23 protein-coding genes are annotated in these 18840 nt (G+C 51.7%); 12 read left to right on the top strand and 11 right to left on the bottom strand.

Annotated elements, in window-relative coordinates; all coding sequences use genetic code 11:
• Nucleotides 1-382: 382 nt before the first annotated feature.
• The 7 genes from H142_RS0112325 to H142_RS0112350 form a co-directional block, all read right to left on the bottom strand.
• Nucleotides 383-625, bottom strand: a complete 243-nt coding sequence (locus H142_RS0112325) for a hypothetical protein (RefSeq protein ID WP_017932454.1) — start codon at nucleotides 623-625, stop codon at nucleotides 383-385.
• Complete coding sequence (locus H142_RS16470) at nucleotides 625-1704, bottom strand: RHS repeat domain-containing protein (protein WP_017932455.1); 1080 nt, start codon at nucleotides 1702-1704, stop codon at nucleotides 625-627. Before H142_RS16470 ends, H142_RS0112325 begins: the two co-directional genes overlap by 1 nt.
• 60 nt (nucleotides 1705-1764) lie before the next feature.
• A complete protein-coding gene (locus H142_RS0112335; RefSeq protein ID WP_017932456.1) occupies nucleotides 1765-2082 on the bottom strand; it encodes a hypothetical protein in 318 nt (105 codons plus the stop codon).
• 130 nt (nucleotides 2083-2212) lie between these two features.
• Nucleotides 2213-2572 carry a hypothetical protein gene (locus H142_RS16475; protein ID WP_017932457.1) on the bottom strand — a complete coding sequence of 120 codons (360 nt, stop codon included), beginning with the start codon at nucleotides 2570-2572 and terminating at the stop codon, nucleotides 2213-2215.
• A 10-nt stretch (nucleotides 2573-2582) separates the two neighbouring features.
• A complete protein-coding gene (locus tag H142_RS17280) occupies nucleotides 2583-2762 on the bottom strand; it encodes a tyrosine-type recombinase/integrase (protein WP_017932458.1) in 180 nt (59 codons plus the stop codon).
• A gap of 47 nt (nucleotides 2763-2809) precedes the next feature.
• Nucleotides 2810-3055 (bottom strand): Arm DNA-binding domain-containing protein, encoded by a 246-nt coding sequence (locus H142_RS16485; protein WP_051048620.1) that lies wholly within the window; start codon nucleotides 3053-3055, stop codon nucleotides 2810-2812.
• Between the two features lie 224 nt (nucleotides 3056-3279).
• Entirely contained in the window at nucleotides 3280-4002 is a 723-nt protein-coding gene (locus H142_RS0112350; RefSeq protein ID WP_026148036.1) for a polyamine aminopropyltransferase, read from the bottom strand.
• 168 nt (nucleotides 4003-4170) lie between these two features.
• On the opposite strand from H142_RS0112350, the gene H142_RS0112355 reads away from it, so the two are divergent.
• The 3 genes from H142_RS0112355 to H142_RS0112365 all read left to right on the top strand — a co-directional run bounded on the left by H142_RS0112355 (nucleotide 4171) and on the right by H142_RS0112365 (nucleotide 7411).
• Nucleotides 4171-5157, top strand: coding sequence for a 4-hydroxybenzoate octaprenyltransferase (locus H142_RS0112355; RefSeq protein ID WP_017932460.1), 987 nt, complete (start codon nucleotides 4171-4173; stop codon nucleotides 5155-5157).
• 85 nt (nucleotides 5158-5242) lie between these two features.
• A complete protein-coding gene (msrB, locus tag H142_RS0112360) occupies nucleotides 5243-5737 on the top strand; it encodes a peptide-methionine (R)-S-oxide reductase MsrB (protein ID WP_017932461.1) in 495 nt (164 codons plus the stop codon).
• A 330-nt stretch (nucleotides 5738-6067) separates the two neighbouring features.
• On the top strand, nucleotides 6068-7411 hold the full coding sequence (locus tag H142_RS0112365) for a dihydroorotase (RefSeq protein WP_017932462.1): 1344 nt from the start codon (nucleotides 6068-6070) through the stop codon (nucleotides 7409-7411).
• Nucleotides 7412-7439: 28 nt separating this feature from the next.
• Here the strand turns inward: H142_RS0112365 and H142_RS15730 are convergent, their stop codons facing one another.
• From H142_RS15730 to H142_RS0112380, 3 genes are read right to left on the bottom strand one after another with little or no spacing between them, the layout of a single operon-like run.
• Entirely contained in the window at nucleotides 7440-7910 is a 471-nt protein-coding gene (locus H142_RS15730) for a TIGR02301 family protein (RefSeq protein ID WP_017932463.1), read from the bottom strand.
• Complete coding sequence (locus H142_RS0112375) at nucleotides 7911-8381, bottom strand: MarR family winged helix-turn-helix transcriptional regulator (RefSeq protein WP_017932464.1); 471 nt, start codon at nucleotides 8379-8381, stop codon at nucleotides 7911-7913.
• A 49-nt stretch (nucleotides 8382-8430) separates the two neighbouring features.
• Complete coding sequence (locus H142_RS0112380; RefSeq protein WP_017932465.1) at nucleotides 8431-9102, bottom strand: ParB/RepB/Spo0J family partition protein; 672 nt, start codon at nucleotides 9100-9102, stop codon at nucleotides 8431-8433.
• Nucleotides 9103-9337: 235 nt separating this feature from the next.
• Between H142_RS0112380 and H142_RS0112385 the strand changes: the two genes are divergently transcribed.
• On the top strand, nucleotides 9338-10069 hold the full coding sequence (locus H142_RS0112385) for a pseudouridine synthase (protein WP_233341688.1): 732 nt from the start codon (nucleotides 9338-9340) through the stop codon (nucleotides 10067-10069).
• A gap of 350 nt (nucleotides 10070-10419) precedes the next feature.
• Here the strand turns inward: H142_RS0112385 and H142_RS0112390 are convergent, their stop codons facing one another.
• Nucleotides 10420-11019 (bottom strand): hypothetical protein, encoded by a 600-nt coding sequence (locus H142_RS0112390; protein ID WP_017932467.1) that lies wholly within the window; start codon nucleotides 11017-11019, stop codon nucleotides 10420-10422.
• Between the two features lie 73 nt (nucleotides 11020-11092).
• Between H142_RS0112390 and ygfZ the strand changes: the two genes are divergently transcribed.
• The 8 genes from ygfZ to H142_RS0112430 all read left to right on the top strand — a co-directional run bounded on the left by ygfZ (nucleotide 11093) and on the right by H142_RS0112430 (nucleotide 18816).
• Nucleotides 11093-11878, top strand: a complete 786-nt coding sequence (ygfZ, locus tag H142_RS15735) for a CAF17-like 4Fe-4S cluster assembly/insertion protein YgfZ (RefSeq protein WP_017932468.1) — start codon at nucleotides 11093-11095, stop codon at nucleotides 11876-11878.
• Complete coding sequence (locus H142_RS0112400) at nucleotides 11865-12473, top strand: DNA-3-methyladenine glycosylase I (RefSeq protein ID WP_017932469.1); 609 nt, start codon at nucleotides 11865-11867, stop codon at nucleotides 12471-12473. The genes ygfZ and H142_RS0112400 overlap by 14 nt, the downstream gene beginning before the upstream one ends.
• 60 nt (nucleotides 12474-12533) lie before the next feature.
• Nucleotides 12534-13679, top strand: a complete 1146-nt coding sequence (locus H142_RS0112405) for a beta-ketoacyl-ACP synthase III (protein WP_017932470.1) — start codon at nucleotides 12534-12536, stop codon at nucleotides 13677-13679.
• 54 nt (nucleotides 13680-13733) lie between these two features.
• The gene (locus H142_RS0112410; RefSeq protein WP_017932471.1) at nucleotides 13734-14189 is read left to right on the top strand and encodes a hypothetical protein; all 456 of its coding nucleotides are present in this window, start codon (nucleotides 13734-13736) and stop codon (nucleotides 14187-14189) included.
• A 98-nt stretch (nucleotides 14190-14287) separates the two neighbouring features.
• Entirely contained in the window at nucleotides 14288-14896 is a 609-nt protein-coding gene (locus tag H142_RS0112415; protein ID WP_026148038.1) for an HD domain-containing protein, read from the top strand.
• 477 nt (nucleotides 14897-15373) lie between these two features.
• On the top strand, nucleotides 15374-16555 hold the full coding sequence (gene nadA / locus H142_RS0112420) for a quinolinate synthase NadA (RefSeq protein ID WP_017932473.1): 1182 nt from the start codon (nucleotides 15374-15376) through the stop codon (nucleotides 16553-16555).
• A gap of 195 nt (nucleotides 16556-16750) precedes the next feature.
• Entirely contained in the window at nucleotides 16751-17161 is a 411-nt protein-coding gene (locus H142_RS0112425) for a hypothetical protein (RefSeq protein ID WP_017932474.1), read from the top strand.
• A 125-nt stretch (nucleotides 17162-17286) separates the two neighbouring features.
• Nucleotides 17287-18816 carry an L-aspartate oxidase gene (locus H142_RS0112430; protein ID WP_017932475.1) on the top strand — a complete coding sequence of 510 codons (1530 nt, stop codon included), beginning with the start codon at nucleotides 17287-17289 and terminating at the stop codon, nucleotides 18814-18816.
• Nucleotides 18817-18840 lie beyond the last annotated feature (24 nt).

The following is an 18840-nucleotide window of genomic DNA, read 5'->3' on the forward strand; positions in this document are numbered from 1 at the left end:
TAGCCCCAGCTATACCTCTTGTCACGATATCTCCTGCTGAACCACCACTAACAGTAGATTTAATTGCACCATCTGCTCCTCCCAAAAATGCCGCGCCGCCCCACGGCCCGGTCGAGATGAATAAGGTCAGAATGGTGAGGATAATGGGTTTTATAAAAGCCATGATACAGAGATAACAGATTGCACCCAAAGAGTCCCGGGTGATGGCAAAGAGGGGACGACTTTGTCCCGGTAAATAAGTTACCCGCTTTCACGGGCACAGGCTCCAAATCAGAGACTCCGCTCATCCCGGACTTGATCCGGGATAGCGTCGAAGTGGGACAGAATGGTCGCTTCACTTTATATTGCCCTACACCTATTCTGTCCTTTTTTTACTATTTCACTATTCATTTTTCCTGTTACGAAAATCATAAAGTAACGCCCACAGTAATGGCGTTATTATAAGAAGAAAATAAAACAATAATGATGGCGGATAGATGAGTATTTTTAAGAAGTAAGATGGAAATTCCATCAAAGTGATACCATATATAGGAAGACTAATTAGTCCTCCCAAAAAAACAACGGCAAAGAATATGGTGGAAAATATTCCACCTAATTTCAAAGCGGCTTTAACATTTTCACTCATTACCGATTTTCCTCTATATCTGCTTTAGGTGGAGGAATTGCATTGCCCCCTTCTGTAACACCAGAGCCAACAGCCGCGCCTAATGCTTCACCCGCAATTACGCCTGCACCATTCAAATTGCCTGCACCTCCAAATGCAGAAGCCTTAGTCAAAGCCTTTCCGATAATTGGTGATGCGCCCCCTCCAATGCCTGCGCCAAGAGCACCAGTTGCCATATTGATACTACCATTTCTGCCAATTGTTTCTGCGGCTGCTCCATCCGCAATATCGTTGGTTATACCAACTATAGCATTGCCAGTCGCTGCAACAGCCGCTGATGGTAAAGCAATTGTTGCGGCAGCACCTGCACCTGTAGCTCCTGTTAGACCAACGACTCCAGCAGCAGCCCCTCCAGTTAAACCGACAGCACCTCCAACAAAAGCGCCCTTACCAGCCCTTGAGCCTATCTTACCCCAATCTAATTTTCGACCAGGGTTCGCTTTGTGTTGTTTGTAGGCTTCAATTCCGCCGCCTACCGCGCCTCCAACAACAGCCCCTACTGCTCCAGTGATAAGCATTGCGAATTCGCCATCCGGGTCAATCTTGTTAATAGGATCATTCGTTACGTAAGCATATCTATTGAACATGCCCGGCGTGCTTGGCGTCACATTTACCGGATCAATGCTGAGGAACCGTCCGATGTTTGGATCATAATAGCGCGCCTGCATATAGGTCAGCCCTGTGGCGCTATCGTAGATATGTCCCGTAAAGGCGGCTTGGTTGTCCAGCGCGGTGGGGTTGAGCAGTTTCTCGCCATAAGGCGTATAGCGCTCGCGCCAAGCCACATTGCCTGCGCTGTCTGTGCCCGCGACGGGGCTGCCCAGATGATCGGTATGGGTATATTCGATCACCGGCGCGGTGAGATTAGACGGTTGGCGGTGTATTTTCGCGCTGACATTGCCGCCGTGGCGAACATAAGTAAATTGGTCATTGCCCATGAGCGGATCGACCATTGAGATGGAGTGTCGAATTTTATTCAGTGAATCAAATTTGGACTGCGCTTGGGGCAAAAGATTTATCTTTTGGGGAAAAGATTCCATAACGATCTGATAGTGTCGAAGTGAGTCACATGACCCGCTTCGCTTTATCTTGTTCTACACCTATTCTAACCCTTTTTCTTTAAAATTCCCGTTCCTTAATTTTTCCGCTAAATCTCTAAGTGCTTGCTCACCCTCCTTGGAACACCATCTCTTTTTCGGGTTTTTCGCAGGATATTTTTTCGCAATTGCAATAACTTCTTGCCGCACATTTTCAACATTAGTATACTTGGATTCAAATATAGTAAAGTCTTCCCATTCATACGGGCCCTGATTTTTTGCTCCAGACAATGCATCATCTATGAAATCGGCAAGTTTCGCATTGTTTCTAAGCGGGTCTGTGAAGTCACTATTAAAATATTTAAAGATCGAACAAATCATAATGTTTAGTTTTAGCTCCCTTACCTATACGCATACTAAATTTCTCTTTTCCAGACTTCTTATCATAACTAGCGCCAAAACGGATATATTTGTTGCTGTTAAAGAGGCCTCTTGTTCCTGAACCGTCTGGCTAAACACGTCCAAATAATTTGCTTCCGTCTGATGGCAATTCTGTCGCCGCCTTAGCGCCGCGCGCCGATTTTGCCATAGTATTTACGATAGGGGCCGCTCTTCCAACAAAGCTTCCGCCCCCTCCTGCAAGTATAGGGCCTTGAACCAAGCCTTCAGCAGCCCCGTCCGCGGCTTCAGGAGTCCCAGATGCAACTGCAGTTTGCGCCTGATAGGCATCGTTAGTGTCCACTGTCGGTTGACCTTCTGCTGCTGGATTTGAGTCCTGAACAAAGTTATTCAGCGCTTCATTTCGAGCTTCTTTGCCAAATATTTTCTTAAAGATATCAGGAACCCAACCCTCTTTCTCCTCTCCATACATGCCTGTTGGATCAATCGCGCATATCGTGATGCATCCGTAGCAAGTCTTGCTTTTTGATCTTCCCCACGGTTATGTGTTTGAAGCGCGGTAGAATGTGTTTTTTGAAAATTAAGCGATAATCCGCCGCAGAATTTGATTTCAGGCGCACAGATATATGGCTCTCATCAAACCTCTCATAAAGCACGAGCATTGAATAACCCGCTTTAGCCACGTCACGTTCAGCCGCAGGGTCTATGCCTAAGAAACTCGTCCTAATAAAGTTTTGGCTCTCTGGCGCGCCTCCTCAGTCGTTAATTGGCCGTGCGTGCCGAGGGTTATCCGGCGGGTACGGCCATTACGACCGCCAAGCCGATATTGGACTAGGTAGACCTTGCGTCCTTTAGGCGTGACTTTCAGGCCAAAATCTCTAAGTTCTGAGTCCCAAACATAGGTGTCTTTTAGCGCTTTTTCGGTGCTATCGACAATCCGTTTTGATATACGCATATTTGCCTCACAGGGTACTTACTAGCAATTTCCAGTAAGCACATAGTAAGCACAGCAAGCGAAAACGGCAACCCGCACGAGGACATGCAATGCAACTCAACTAATTGTTTTTATTGATTTAATCATACTATAAGCATTTCAGTCTAAGCCCGTAAAACCCGCAAAATAAGCTTCCTAATCTGGAGGCCGGTGGTTCAAATCCACCCGGGGTCGCCATTTTTTAATTAATTCAATGTTTTGCGCGCGAGATACACGGTTTGTGTAAAAGGTTTATTTTGCAATGGATTATTAAACGTAACGGGCTCGGCCCGCGCCGTACCGAAAACCTGTTTCAGCCGGGCGGTAAATGACGCGTCTTCGCGCGCATCAGACCATAGACCCATAATCCCGCCGGAGCGGAGATGCGAAGCCAGACGCAACAGCCCGTCCTCGCTGTAAAAATTGCCGCTGCGCTCATCCAACAGCCAGTCCGGGGTATGATCAATATCGATAAAAATAGCATCAAATGTCCTCCCAGGCAGATCAGGATCAAAGCCGCCCACCGACTTCGCCAGCGCGAAAAAATCATCGGTAATGATGCGGCAGCGCGGGTCATCACTTAGCGGCGGATCAAGCGGCAGGTGGCCGGCGGCATGCCAGTCTACAATGGCGTCTAATAACTCGACCACGATCAGGGAGCTTACACGATCATCTTCGAGCGCGGCAGCGGCCGTATAGCCAAGCCCAAGACCGCCAACAACAATGTCGAGCTCTTTTTCCTCAAGATCGGCCAAACCCAGCTTGGCCAAGGCGATTTCGGACGCCGTGAACAGGCTCGACATTAAATGCTCGTCGCCCAGAATGATTTCAAAGATATCTATGTCTAATGATATCAGCCGCCTGCGGCGTAAGCTGATTGGCCCGATAGGCGTTTCACGATAATCTATTTCTTCGAATAATTTGCTCATAACGCAGAGCCATACACGCGCGCGGGCTGTAGTCATAGTCATTACCAAATGCGTTATGCCTCCTTCATGCGATCATTCCATACCGCACAGTTGAAAAATTGGCATTGGATTATGTCTCACCTCCCGCAAATGCATGACCTGCCGCGCCGCTCATGCTAACGCGAGGATATGAGCCTTACCCCAACACAGGATGCCAGCGCGCGCCACTGGATCTACCGACTGCCCAAAGACTGGCAGCCTTACGGCCAGTTGTCACGATTGGACCGTCCCGTTGGCTACTGGCTGCTCGCTTTGCCCGGATGGATGGGACTGGCTTTTGCGGGCCTAAAGACTGGCTATGCCACATCGGATGCAGTTTGGGCGTTATTTATCTTCATAGGGGCGATCGCCATGCGCGGGGCGGGCTGCACTTATAATGATATTGTTGATCAAGACCTGGACGTAAAGGTTGCGCGCACCGCGCTGCGACCCCTGCCCGCCGGACATGTCACGACAAAGCAGGCGTGGATATGGCTATTTATTCAAGTCGGAATTGGATTTTGCGTCTGGTTGACCTTGCCCATGGTCGCAAAGCTCGTCGCGCTAGGCTCCATCCCGCTTGTCGCGGCCTATCCTTTTATGAAACGCATTACGTGGTGGCCGCAGCTCTGGCTGGGTTTGACCTTTAACTGGGCGTTTTTGGTCGCGGTCGCGATCAAGACCGGGGCTGTGAATATCCCCGCGCTTATCTTTTATGCCGGGCTGATCTTTTGGACGGTGGGATACGACACCATCTACGCCATGCAAGACGTCGAAGATGACGCGCTGATCGGGGTCAAAAGCACGGCGCGTCGGTTTGGCAGGCATGTGCGCAAAATTGTGTCTATATTTTATCTTTTGACAGCGTCGCTCATATTTGTGGCCGTTGGGTTACAGATTATTTCGCTGGCTAATCCGGGACTTGATTTGGGGTTTTACGAGCGCTTCTCGCGGACACAGCTTCTAAACACTACGATCATCATATGCGTCGCATTCGGTCTTTCTTTGCTGGCGCAGCCTGTCTTATTAAGGCCGGATAGCCGCAATGCGCTTCGCTTATTCAAGATCAACGGCGTGATTATGGTTTTGCTGGGCGCAGCTCTTATTGTGGTGCGTTTCCTGTGGGAGCTGAATTAGCCCCGCTCTCACCCCATCGTGATGCAACGTGAGCGCCCACGCGCACGTATACAGAGTATATAAAGGCCACACACAGGAGACGACCATGTTCACACGGCGAGATTTTAGTATTATTGGCGTAAGCACATTGGCTCTTGCGGCCTGTAGCAGCACAGACGCCGAAACCGTTAAGGAGGCCAATATGAGTAATACGGATTGGACAAATATGTCTGAAAATGAATGGCAGGAACGCCTGACCGAACAGGAGTTTTATGTCCTGCGCAAAGAAGGCACAGAACGCGCGTTTTCAAGCCCGCTAAATGATGAGAAGGCCAGCGGCACATTTGTCTGTGCCGGCTGTGATCTGCCCTTGTTTAATTCGGACACGAAATTTGACTCCGGAACAGGCTGGCCAAGTTTCTTTGACACAATTGAGGGCGCGGTTGAGACTAAACGCGACTTCAAACTCATTTTGCCGCGCACGGAATATCACTGCGCGCGCTGCGGCGGTCATCAGGGCCACATCTTTAAAGACGGCCCCGCGCCGACCGGACTGCGCTATTGCAATAATGGCGTCGCCCTTGACTTTAAGCCTGCATAAGCATTCCAAAGCCGCATAGGCCTAGCCGACAGACCAGAATAACGCTAAACAGGGCGCATGGAGATCGGGCTCAGAACTCCTTAATTTTGTTCATTCTGTTTCGAAATAAGGCGCAGAGACTGATTTTGCTGAGGTGAAGATGTGCAACCTCTTTATATCCGCAAAATCTTGTGTATGCGGCATATTTCGAAACCCTTCGGGCAAGAGACGAAACGGTTTTGGTTGCGTTGCGCCAATTTCACTATACTCATATAGCTAAAAATCGGCGCGCCTAACCCAATTCCATTTCGTCTCGCGCAGAATAAACAAAATTAAGGAGTTCTGAGCCTTATGCGCCCTATTTTTTACCCCGAAACATTTGATACGATCATTCGCGGCGGCACGGTCGTCAATCATGACGGGCGCGGCATTGCCGACATTGGTATCCGCGGCGGTAAGATTGCCGCGATTGGCGATCTCTCAACATTCGACGCAGGCCAAACCCTTAACGCCAAAGGACTGCATGTCCTGCCCGGCGTGATTGACACACAGGTTCATTTTCGCGAACCCGGCCCGACGCATAAAGAGAACCTGGAAGCGGGGTCACGCGGCGCCGTTTTAGGCGGCGTCACAGGCGTTTTTGAAATGCCCAATACCAATCCGACGACCAGCACGGCGCAAATGCTCGAAGATAAGCTGCGCCGCGCGAATGGCCGCATGCATTGCAATCATGCCTTCTATGTCGGCGGCACGCATGCCAATGCTGACCATCTGGGCGATTTAGAGCGCCTGCCCGGATGTTGCGGCGTGAAAGTCTTTATGGGCGCCTCGACAGGCGATTTATTGATCGCCGATGATGAAGGCGTCAGCCGCGTGCTCGCCTCTATCCGGCGGCGCGCAAGCTTTCATTCTGAAGACGAATTTCGCTTAGAGGAACGCCGCAAGCTGGCCCGCAAAGGCGATTGGACGTCCCATACCGATGTGCGCGACAAGAAAACCGCCCTGCTGTCCACCCAGCGGCTGATCGGATTGGCGCGACAGGCCAATAAACGCATCCACATTTTGCATATTTCTACCGCTGAAGAGCTGCCTATTCTGGCGGCTAATAAAGACCTCGTGACCTGCGAAGTTCTGCCCAATCATCTGTCGATCATAGGGCCGGAAGCTTACGAGATCCAGAAAGGCCGCGTGCAGCAAAACCCACCCATTCGCGACGCCAAGAACGCCGCCATGTTATGGGAGGGTGTGCGCCAAGGCATTTTCGATATTTTGGCCACAGACCACGCCCCGCATACGCTGGAAGAAAAAGCCATGCCTTATCCGGCGAGCCCGTCCGGCATGCCGGGCGTGCAAACGCTCGTCCCGATTATGCTGGACTGGGTCAATAAAGGCGCGCTGACGCTGGAGCGCTTTGTTGATTTGGTCTGCCACGGGCCAAACCGCGTCTGGGGCATAGCCGGCAAAGGCCGCCTCTGCGTCGGCTATGACGCGGATATTACCATTGTCGATCTGAAAAAAACGCGCGAGCTGCGCGACGAAGACCAAGCCAATATTTCAGGCTGGACGCCTTATCACGGTAAGACCGTGACCGGCTGGCCGACGCATACAATCATTGACGGCCAGATTATCATGGCTGAAGACGAAGTAGTGCTTGAAGGCCAAGGCAAGCCCTACCGCTTTAGCGAATCTATGTAGTTACGAGGCGTAATTACTCAATTGTCGCCTATTCCCGATAAGGGTCAGCCAGCATATTGGCCAGATGCCGCCCGTTTTCGGCCAGCGCCGCTGCGTCAGTAGAGACCGCGTTGGAGCATTGTGAAAACCGATCTTTCTGATCGTAATATCCCGTATTAAACGCATCAACCAGAGCACTGCGTTTTGTGGAGTCCCCTTTCGCTTCGATATCCATCATCCGCTGGGCATAATTACGCCAGGTCTGATCAGTATCGCCAAAGCATAAGGTGCGCAGATAATGAAGCTGCCCCAAATTTTTCACCAATGCCTGCACCATATTGGGCATAGCGACCATGTCTGCCTCTATACGGGCGTCAATCGGCTGACGGGGCGTCTCTGTTTGCGCATATGCCGGGCCTGTCAGACCGGCCACGCAAAGCGCGGGTAGTATAAAGCGAAACAATCTCATATCTTTGATATATCGCGTTTCGGAGCCCGCGTCATCTTTGCTATCCAGCACCTAAGTGTCTGAACCCGGTTCGAAGTCTGGCAAAACGGAGTCCAGATTATCTTCGGCGGTATTTAAAAATCGGAAGATCATATCAAGCTCAGCCTCGCTAAACCCTTTGCGCAGGGCGGCATTAAAATCGCGCATGACGTCCATGACGATAACGCGTTTTTCCCAGCCTCTTTCTGTCAAATGTACCGTGCGGCCGCGCCCGTCAAACAGCATTTTGCGGCGTTGCAAAAGATCCGCGCTTTCCATCCGGTCGCTGAGCGCGGTGATGGCGGAATTATTATGTCCAACGCCGCCGGCAAGCTCGCTCAGGCGGCATCCGTCATTATATCCCAGATAGGTGAGAACCGCGGCTTGAGCCCGGCCCAGACCGGCCTGCGCGCGCAAAATTTTATCGGCTTTTTTACCCAGTCGCGCATGGCTGCGGTCAATGAGGAAAAACAAACGCCGGTCAACACTTCGCGCAATTGCCATAACGGCCTCCTGATAGGAGACCCGTCATCGCAAGAGATTGCCCCGTTGTCTAGGCAGCGATGCGCGGTTTTGGTCCGCGCGGCGGGGTCTTACGACTGGGAAGAATATGAACGTTACCGTCCGCTGTCTCGATTACAGTTTCACCGTCAAAAATAGCTTTGATAACCTCAGAGGCATGAGCAAATGGTCCCAATTCCTGCAATAGGCGCCATTGTGCGTCCTTATTCGGTAAGGTCGCAAAAGCCGCCGCTTGATCAAGCGACACATGACCCTCGCAAAAATAATCCATAATGTGCGGGTGCAATTTATCAAGGCTGCGTATTTTGAGCATATATTCCGGGCTGCACGCAAAACGCTTAGCAATGGCTAGCGGAGACTCGCCCGCCTCTTCAGCACGCAATATGCGGCGCACAAGCTCGGCTTCAGTGACAAGTACGGGATGCTCACGCGCCGTCACGCCGCCCTGCGTAATCTCGACAGGGATGCGGGACAATCCACGCGGAAGGCGATGTGTGATGCGCAGCAATTGCAACGCGGCAAGACGGATTTTACCGTCAATGACGCTGAAATGCTTACCAGATATGACGACAGAAATAGGGTTTAAAAGACCGTCTCTGCGAATACGCCGTGCCATTTTAAGAACGCTATTGCGGTGTGTCCGCAGCATAGCCGCCGCGCTGAGGCGGGGGAGTTCGGATAAGGGCAGTGTAATCATAGTCATGACAACCTCTACAGTTTAGGGCGCTAATGCTCCCCTTTGATATGTGCAGGACATACGCCTGCTACAAGTAGAGTGTTCCGCTCAATTGCACTCAAATTGTGTCATATTGGATTAAATCATGTATAAGGTGGTTAATGATCGGTTAATGACTTAAGCTTTACTTGGCAAAACAGCGAGTCAACGCTCCGGGCTAAAGGGTTGACCCGGAATGCAAAACACAGTGTTAGATAACCCGATGAGCGCAATTTCAGGCAAAATGCAGACACATGACGGTATCTTCCGCCCGCCGCATTACGGGCGCATCTTTGATTATGCGCCTCCTGCGACAGATTTTACGCCCCAAGGCCGTGATATTATCTATTGTGATGACCACATTATTGTCGCGAGCAAGCCCCCGGGTCTGTTATCCGTCGACGGTAAATCAGACGGCCATAAAGACAGTCTCAGCTCGCGCATGGCCGCCGCCTATCCCGGGGCGAGGATAGTGCACCGCCTCGATATGGCGACATCGGGCGTCATCATCTTCGCCCGTACGCCAGAGGCGATGCGTCATATTGGGCTGCAATTTGAGCGCCGCCATGTCGAAAAAAGCTACATCGCGCAGATATCAGGCCATCCCGATTCGGATAATGGCGAAATAGACGCGGCGATTATTTGTGATTGGCCGCGCCGGCCGTTGCAGATGATTGATTTCGCGCAGGGCCGCAAAGCGGTGACGCGCTGGGAAGTTATTTCGTGTGATCACAAAAACACAAGCCGGATAAAGCTGACCCCGGTTACGGGGCGGTCACACCAATTGCGCCTTCACATGCTTTATATAAGACATCCTATTCTTGGCGACCGGCTTTACGCGCCTGATGCGATATATGCCGCGGCCCCGCGGCTGTATCTTCATGCTCATACTCTGTCAATTTTTCATCCGGCCGGCGGCGCGCGGGTGACATTTAAGGCCCCCTGCCCGTTTTAGGCGCAAACCAGCGGAGATAAGCTCACCTCCAGATACAACAATGCCCCCCTGACAGTATCAGAGGGGCACGCTTTGAAGTTTGGGTCGACCGGACATCATGCCGGCTTTGACGTTAGAAAGCACGTTTACCCATTTCGATTTTTACGAAAGTGCTGATTTAACAGCTTCGGGCAGACCCCCCAAAAAAGATAACCAAGATACACCTCCTTTCGTAATGCGGCCAGACAATCCGGCAGCTAATGATAGCTTAATAAAACCCCATTTGCGAAAAATTGCAATCCCGAAATTTTATGAAATTTTAGTGACAATTAAGGTGCTGTTAACCCTGTTTGGAGGAGACTTCTTTTTTGCTATTTTCCGGCATTTCGGCCCATACCGCAGCCACCTCCATAATAGGCGAAGTCCTGGTTTGGTTTTGGGAGGTGTAAGGTAAAATCATCGACACCGCGTACGTCCTCTATCGTGACCGTTTCCCCTAAAATTGCAGCGTTATATATTTTCTTGGATAAGCTGGGATCCAGCGGCAACATAACATTGTGGCGAAGGTTGGCCATCCAGACTGAATGACTGCGTTTTTGACCGCCGATTGTCACTTTGGGCTTGGTCCGTCTTGTCTTTCCCACATCATCACCTATCGACTGCGTAATAAGTTTGTGCGTGTTTGCTCTCCCCTCAAGACTGACTAAGGCAATGAAATCTCCATTCGCGCACATAAAGCCAACGCCGCCGGGCCCGTCTAATCGATCAGCTGACATGTACTCGACTGATGTAATTTGAACTCCGCCGCGCACACGTACTGATGACTCTACGTTAATAGTCAGTTTTCCGTCCTGCGTATGCCACTCAGAATACGAGGATGTCTCTTCATCCTCCTGTGCATAAGCCATTGGGACAAATGCAAGCGCTAAAGCCGCAAAGCTTGAAAAAAATAGGCTGAAAATATGTTTCATCTAATATCGCCTTATAAAGCAGTTTACAATTTTTAAGCCTTCCCGTCACCACTCTGCGCGATTATAGATAACTATGTCAATTACGCTCCTTCCCGATACGATATTGCGCCTTTCAGGCGAGGGCGTCTATGCATGGCTGGACGGGATCGTCACATGCACTATGCCGCCGCCTGCAAAGTTCGGCGCTTTGCTCACGCCGCAGGGCAAAATCATCGCCGATTTCTTTTTGTTCCGCGACGGTGAAACGGCGCTCTATCTAGCGACGCCGAGCAAATTTTCTGATGATCTGGAAAAGCGCCTGAAAATGTTCCGGCTTCGCGCGCCTATCACGATAGAGCGCGCAGACCTGAAATCTTACGCCATATTCGGCGATGAGGCGGATGAGGCAGATATGGGGCAGGTTGATCCGCGTCATCCATCGCTGGGGCGCCGCGTCATCGCCGCTGCACTTCCGGCGACAGCGTCACTTGACGATTACAATGCCCACCGACTCTCGCTGGGCGTTGTCGACAGCCATTTTGACTTTGACACGGCGAAAGTCTTTCCGGCAGATGTCAATATGGATTTACTGGGCGGCGTAGATTACAAAAAAGGCTGCTTTGTCGGCCAAGAAGTAGCCAGCCGCATGAAGCGCATGACCATAGCCAAGAAACGCGCGCGCGGTATTATCTGCGACAATGTATTCGCAGTTGGCGACGACATTATGTGCGGCGAGCGCGTGATCGGAACAGTGATGAGCGCGCAAAACACAATGGGCATGGCCATGATCCGCCTTGACCGGTTCAAGTCCGCAACGCAAGATCCGACACTCAACGGCGCACCGGTTCAGATTATGGGATCGCCAGATGGAGCGGAATAAGCTTTGGACACACCGGCCTGATACCCCGCGCTGCGCATGGGTGCCGTCCGCCGATGCGCTATATTGCCAGTATCACGATCTGGAATGGGGCGTGCCTGTGCGCGACTCCAAAGCGCTATTCTCCAAGTTGATTCAAGACGGCATGCAGGCAGGACTGGCGTGGATTACGATATTACGTAAGCGCGAGAATATCCTGGCCGCATTTGACGGTCTCGATCCCGATATTATCGCGCATTATGACGAGGCAAAATTTGACGCATTGATGCAGGATGCGGGTATTATCCGCTCCAAGCTTAAGATCAAAGCCGCCATCACCAATGCACAAATTTACCGCAAAATGCGCGACGAAGAAGGTCTGGATTTCAGCGCGTATTTATGGAGTTTTGTCGGCGGCGAGCCTATCGTCAACAGCTGGGACGCATTTGGTGACGCGCCCGTCAAATCGCTCGAATCGGAGGCTCTGTCCAAAGATTTAAAAAAACGCGGTTTTAAATTCGTCGGCCCTGTTATCGTCTACGCCTTCATGCAGGCCGTCGGTATGATTAATGACCATGAGGTCAGCTGCACCGCGCGCGGCGGGGCATATCACGGATAATTTCTGCTGGCCCTGCGCGCCGGAGCCGCTATTGTGTACCGATATGAAAAGGGCACATCTATGACTTCAGTAATCAGCGCGACCGGACTCTGGACCCCTGAACAATCAATTTCAAATGCGGAGCTGGTCGAGAGTTTCAACGCCTATGTCGACAAATGGAACAACGAAAATGCTGCAGAGATCGAGGCGGGTGATAAAGACGCGCTGGCGCACAGCTCGGCTGAATTTATTGAAAAAGCGTCAGGTATAAAATCGCGCTTCGTCATCTCCAAAGACGCCATCCTCGACCCTGAAAGAATGGCGCCACACATCCCCGCGCGCAGTAATGATGAGCCATCAATTCTGGCGGAAATTGCGGTCAACGCCGCCAAAATAGCGCTGCAAAAAGCAGGACGCAAACCCGAAGACGTTGATGCGGTGATTGTCGCCTGTTCTAACCTCCAGCGGGGTTATCCGGCAATTGCGGTCGAAGTGCAGCATCTGCTCGGCACGTCCGGATTTGCCTTTGACATGAATGTGGCCTGCAGTAGCGCAACCTTCGGAATCGAGACAGCGCGCGGCCTGATCGCGGGAGGACAGGCCAAATCGATACTGGTGTGCAGCCCCGAAATCTGCACCGCGCATTTAAATTTCAAAGACCGCGACGCGCATTTTATCTTTGGGGATGTGGCGACCGCAGTTTTGCTCGAGCATGTCGATATTGCGCCCGCCGAGCATTGGGACGTGATAGGCTCTAAACTCGTCACGCAGTTTTCTAATAATATCCGTAATAATTTCGGCTTCCTCAACTCAGCCGCCCCCGAAGATGACGGGCTATATGGTGAGCGGGGCCGCAAGGGCCTGACGGATAAATTGTTCGTGCAAAACGGGCGCAGCGTGTTCAAAGAAGTCGTGCCGATGGTCGCTAAAATGATCACCGAGCAATGCGTGGCCAATGGCCTTGACCCGCATGAGCTAAAGCGCATGTGGCTGCATCAGGCCAATCTGAACATGAATGTGCTGATCGCGAAAAAGGTCCTCGGCAAAGATGTCGATATTTCCAAAGCGCCCGTCGTGCTTGACGAATATGCCAATACGTCATCAGCGGGATCGATCATCGCCTTTGATAAATATAGTGATGATTTCAAAAACGGCGAAACCGGCCTGATCTGCTCTTTCGGCGCGGGCTATAGCGCGGGCGCGATTTTTGTGCGCAGGGTAGACTAATTTGCGATTTACCAGCATGGCGTATAAGTAATATTCCTTTAGAGGAGTTTTTACATGGTATCTAAGCGAAATACGAAAAAGAGTAAGTTTAATCTCACAGCGATTTTAGCTATTAGCAGCGCCATTGCCGCTATAGTTTTTGGAGCATGGCAGATTATTCTAGCAGACAAGAGCAATGACATTGCTGCTCAACATCTTAGCAGCAATCAAAAGATCGATAGTGAAAGATCGAACGCTCTTTATGATAAAAGAAGAGTCGAGAGCCTAATCAAGACTTGCACAAGAACTGCGAAGGGAGAACCGGAAGCTGCGATTATTGCAGATCGTCTTTTTGAGCTGGTGAAGTCCGGTCAACGATCTATTCGTGGAACTGGAGAGGCCAACCCTTTTTGTAAGGCTAGTGATTTCATTTCGGAATATAATTTAGATTCAGGCTACTCTGATACTTTTGTGTGGATGGAAAACTCAACATCTGAAGGTGTTAAGATCATTTGCACCTGCAGCACATAGTATTTTTGATTGAGTGTTTTGTATTCTACTAAATTATCTACCGCGAAGAATTTGCTTATGCGCTAGGCTAGGCAAATTTGCCGTGCTAGTCGCGGCTAATGCCACGAACAAAAACTCCCCCCAAACGTGCATGGCAGCGCATGTTGTCCGGCCGCCGTCTCGACCTGCTTGATCCCTCGCCCTTTGATATTGAGATCGAAGACATTGCCCGCGGCCTCGCCCGGGTCGCGCGCTGGAATGGACAGACGCGCGGCGATCACGCCTTTAGCGTCGCCGAGCATAGCGTTGTCGTGCATGACCTTTTTGCCACGCTTCACCCCGAAGCCAGCCAGCAAGACCGCTTAATGGCCCTGCTCCATGACGCCGCGGAATATGTGATCGGGGATATGATTAGCCCGTTTAAACACGCGCTCGGTCTGGATTATAAAAGCTTTGAAGCGCGGCTAGAGCAGGCCATTCATTTGCGCTACGGCTTGCCGCCCAAAATGCCGGCCGCGCTTAAAAAGCAGATTAAAAAATGCGATATTTATTGCGCTTGGTTCGAAGCCACGCAGATTGCTGGCTTCACAGAAGAGGAAGCCGATCAGTTCTTCATCCACCCGCCGAAAAAGCTCGCCATGACAATAGACCCCCTGCCCGTGGTCAAAGCTGAAGCGGTATTTTTGAACTGCTTTGAGGCGCTGGTAAGTGATCTGCCGAAATTATGAGAGTACAAAAAATCTGAAAAATACCGTTCCATTACTATACTATCTTTAAGTTTTGGTATCACGGCGTTTTTAATCGCCATTTTAGGAATCGTATTTGTTCTTATTGGCGAAACATTTTCGATCGATAAGAATTCGCTTATTTTTCGCTTCGATTATTTGGCGCTGTCTTACTTACTGTTTATATTCCCGAGTCTGGCAATTACTGGTGGAATATGGGGCATCTATCTCAACAGGAAAACTTATCATGAAAGAAATATGCGGGCATCTGTGCTCTCGATAGGAGTGGGTATATTTTTCTTCATTGTGTTCTTTGCGGTTTATCGCCTAGCGGTTTATGGTTCAGTCTGATGATATATAATGCTCAGTGTTTTAGCGTCCACACTATAAATACCTGCCAAACATACACTTTAAAATCGCGCTTTTCATTGGCGAAACCTCCCAGCACCCCCTATATATTAATCACAGACACGACAAAGGATGACGCGCATGGGTAAGGAATTGATCAATTGGGAAAATGGCCGCTGGATCGGTCAAACGCTCGAGGTCGAAAACGGCGTCTGCGCGGTGCCGGGCCATGATGCGGACGGCTACCCCGAAGGTCTGTCTTATACCGACGAGGTCAAGGCCGCCACCGATCACCTTCATGCGGAAGTCGCCGACTTTATCCCAGAGTTTGAATGGCCCGCCTATGCGCCGCTCGTCCACGCGATCAACACACTGAAAAAACAGAAAAACGCGGTTATTCTCGCCCATAATTATATGACGCCGGATATTTTTGCCCTTGTCGGAGATTTTCGCGGCGACAGTCTGGGCCTTGCGATTGAAGCGACCAAAACCGACGCTGATATTATTGTGCAGGCCGGCGTGCATTTCATGGCCGATACATCAAAAATCCTGTGCCCGGATAAAAAAGTGCTCATCCCCTCATTGCGAGCGGGCTGTAGTCTGGCCAGCTCCATCACGGGCGAGGACGTGAAATTAATCAAACAGCGCTATCCCGGCATTCCGATTGTCACCTATGTCAACACCTATGCCGATGTGAAAGCCGAGAGCGACATTTGCTGCACGTCGTCCAACGCCGTTGCCGTTGTCGAGCACATTACCAAGGCATGGGGCGTCGATAAGGTCATCATGATCCCGGATGAATATCTGGCAAAAAATGTAGCTAAACAGACCGATGTTGAAGTCATTGCCTGGCATGGCCGCTGCGAAGTCCATGCCCGGTTTAGCGCAAAAGATGTGCGCGAGATGCGCGCTGCCCATCCGGGCGTCACCGTGCTGGCCCATCCCGAATGCCCGCCCGATGTGGTCGCCGCGTCTGATTTTACCGGCTCGACCAAAGCGATGAGCGATTATGTCAGTGATAACCGTCCCAATAATGTCATCCTGCTGACCGAATGCTCTATGTCGGACAATGTCGCCATGGCCAATCCGGGCGTCGATTTCGTCCGCCCCTGTAATCTGTGCCCGTATATGAAACGCATTACACTGGAAAATATTTATGATTGTCTGCGCTATGAGCAGTTCGAAGTCCTCGTCCCGGATGATGTGCGCGAACGCGCCCACAAATCAGTCATGGATATGATCAACGTTAAATTTGACCCTGTCAAAGGCCACTTCAATCCCGAACTCCCCGAAGTTGATGTGAAGGTGATTTAGCATTTAAGCCGTTCAGAAGGGCGACTGCATAAACTTTTATCCCGCTTTTCTCAGCCTATTTGAGATATGGAGATAAAAATAATTTATGCTGCAGCCTATTGAAAAGTTGGATTTTTGACGGCCATACGGCCATCAAAGCTTTTGAATTTCAACTTAGTTCATCCCCGCAGTGTCATTCGCATATATTGTGAAACCATGACCGCTGCGGATGATATCCTCTCTTTGGCCGCCGATTTTATCGCGCGTGTTACGGCCTATTTGCTGGGCTTGAAAAATATCTACGCCCCGATAATAATCCCCCAGCCGGACGACATAATTCACTCTGATGAAATGCGGCTTATCCGTATAACGGCATGGTGTGGCCGCCGCAAAAGCGCTCAAAATATCTATACCACACCCAAGCACGCGCCGCATTTAAGCCTTGGCGGGATACCCGCTATTCGGTTGTCCGGCGCAAAACGGTGTTCGCGCCGGTGCCTCGCGCAGCGCTGGCGCGTAATTTTTTGCTCATTTTTGACCTATGCCCGCACGGCGCGCGGCGACATAATATTACCGCCGGTGCATTGCGCCGCCGCGCTAGTAAACGGACATGATCCACCCGAATAATCCGCCATTTAAATTTTATAACTTTACCGTTTAAATTCTTTTTAAGCGGCTATCGGCGCTGCCCTATCGCGCATTGCACGGACTATCGTTCCATGGCATCACGGCCTTCATATTATGGATTGCATATGAAATCTGATTGGACACTCGATCACAAACGCCTCCCTGCAGGCGCGGTATTGATCGTCGGGGCGGGGCTGGCGGGTCTCTATATGGCGCTTAAGCTTGCGCCGCGCCCCGTCTTTATCCTGACCTCAAGGCGCTCTCGCAAAGGCGCGGCGAGTGCATGGGCGCAGGGCGGTATTGCTGCGGCGCTCTCCGCCGATGACAGCGCCGCCGAGCATGCGGCAGATACGATCGCGGCTGGAGACGGGCTGGTTGATCCGGATATTGCGCTTCTGCTCGCGACTGAAGGGCCTGACCGCGTAAGAGAGCTTCTTTCGCTGGGCGTACCATTTGATTTAACCGATAATGGTGACTTTATTTTAGGCTTGGAGGCCGCGCATAGCCGCCCGCGCGTGGCCAAAGTCAAAGGTGACGGCGCAGGCCGCGCGATCATAGATGTCATGTTGGAGCACGTCCAAGCCGCAGACCATGTGACGGGCCTGATCGGCTGGCGCGCCGAAAGCTTACTGCCTGACGGCAATGGCGGCGTGGCGGGCGCGCTCGCGCGTAATGATAGCGGCGCGCTGCTGGGTATTGAAGCCGATATGACTGTGCTCGCCACAGGCGGGGTTGGCGGACTGTTCGCGGTGACGACCAATCCGCGGACGGCGCGCGGCGACAGTCTGGGCATGGCGGCGCGCATTGGCGCAACTCTACGCGATTCTGAATTTGTGCAGTTCCATCCCACCGCCATAGATATTGGCCGCGACCCCGCGCCTCTGGCCACCGAAGCGCTGCGCGGCGACGGGGCAATCCTTGTCGGATCTGACGGCCTGCGGTTTATGGATAGCTATCATCCCAAGGGCGAGCTTGCTCCGCGCGATGATGTCGCCCGCGCTATATTTGCTGAAATTCAGGCAGGGCGGCAACCCTTTCTGGATTGCCGCACCGCGATTGGCGATCACTTCCCTGAAGAATTTCCAACCGTATTTGCAATCTGTCAGAGCGCGGGCATTGACCCGCGCACACAGCTTATCCCCGTCGCACCCGCCGTGCATTACCATATGGGCGGGCTGGCGACGGACAGCGTGGGGCAGACCAACAAGGACGGCCTGTTTGCCATCGGGGAATGCGCTGCCACGGGCGTGCACGGGGCCAACCGCCTCGCCAGTAATAGCCTGCTGGAGGCGATCGTCTTTGGCGGCCGCGCCGCGCAGCACATCCTCTCCCATGACATGCCGCAGCGCAGCGCGGACACAATCGAGAGCCAGCCTTGGCTGTCTATGGGACGGCAGGTCAGCTGGACACTTCGCCAAGGCATGACGCAATATTGCGGCGTGCGCCGCAATGGGCGTGATTTGAATATTTTGCTGGAAATAATTGACAGCCTTATCGCTAAAGTCGGCGAGGCCAATCCGCTTATTGCATCCAAAATGATCGCCGCCGGCGCGCTGGCCCGCGAAGAATCACGTGGCGGGCATTTTCGCGAAGATTTCCCCGAGGAGGCCACCCCCGCGCGCAGCTCCTACCTGACCCTAGATGATTTGGGATAGTGCCGTTAGTTTATAAGCATGCCA

The organism is Robiginitomaculum antarcticum DSM 21748 (assembly GCF_000365025.1).
GTDB classification, from domain to species: Bacteria; Pseudomonadota; Alphaproteobacteria; order Caulobacterales; family Maricaulaceae; genus Robiginitomaculum; species Robiginitomaculum antarcticum.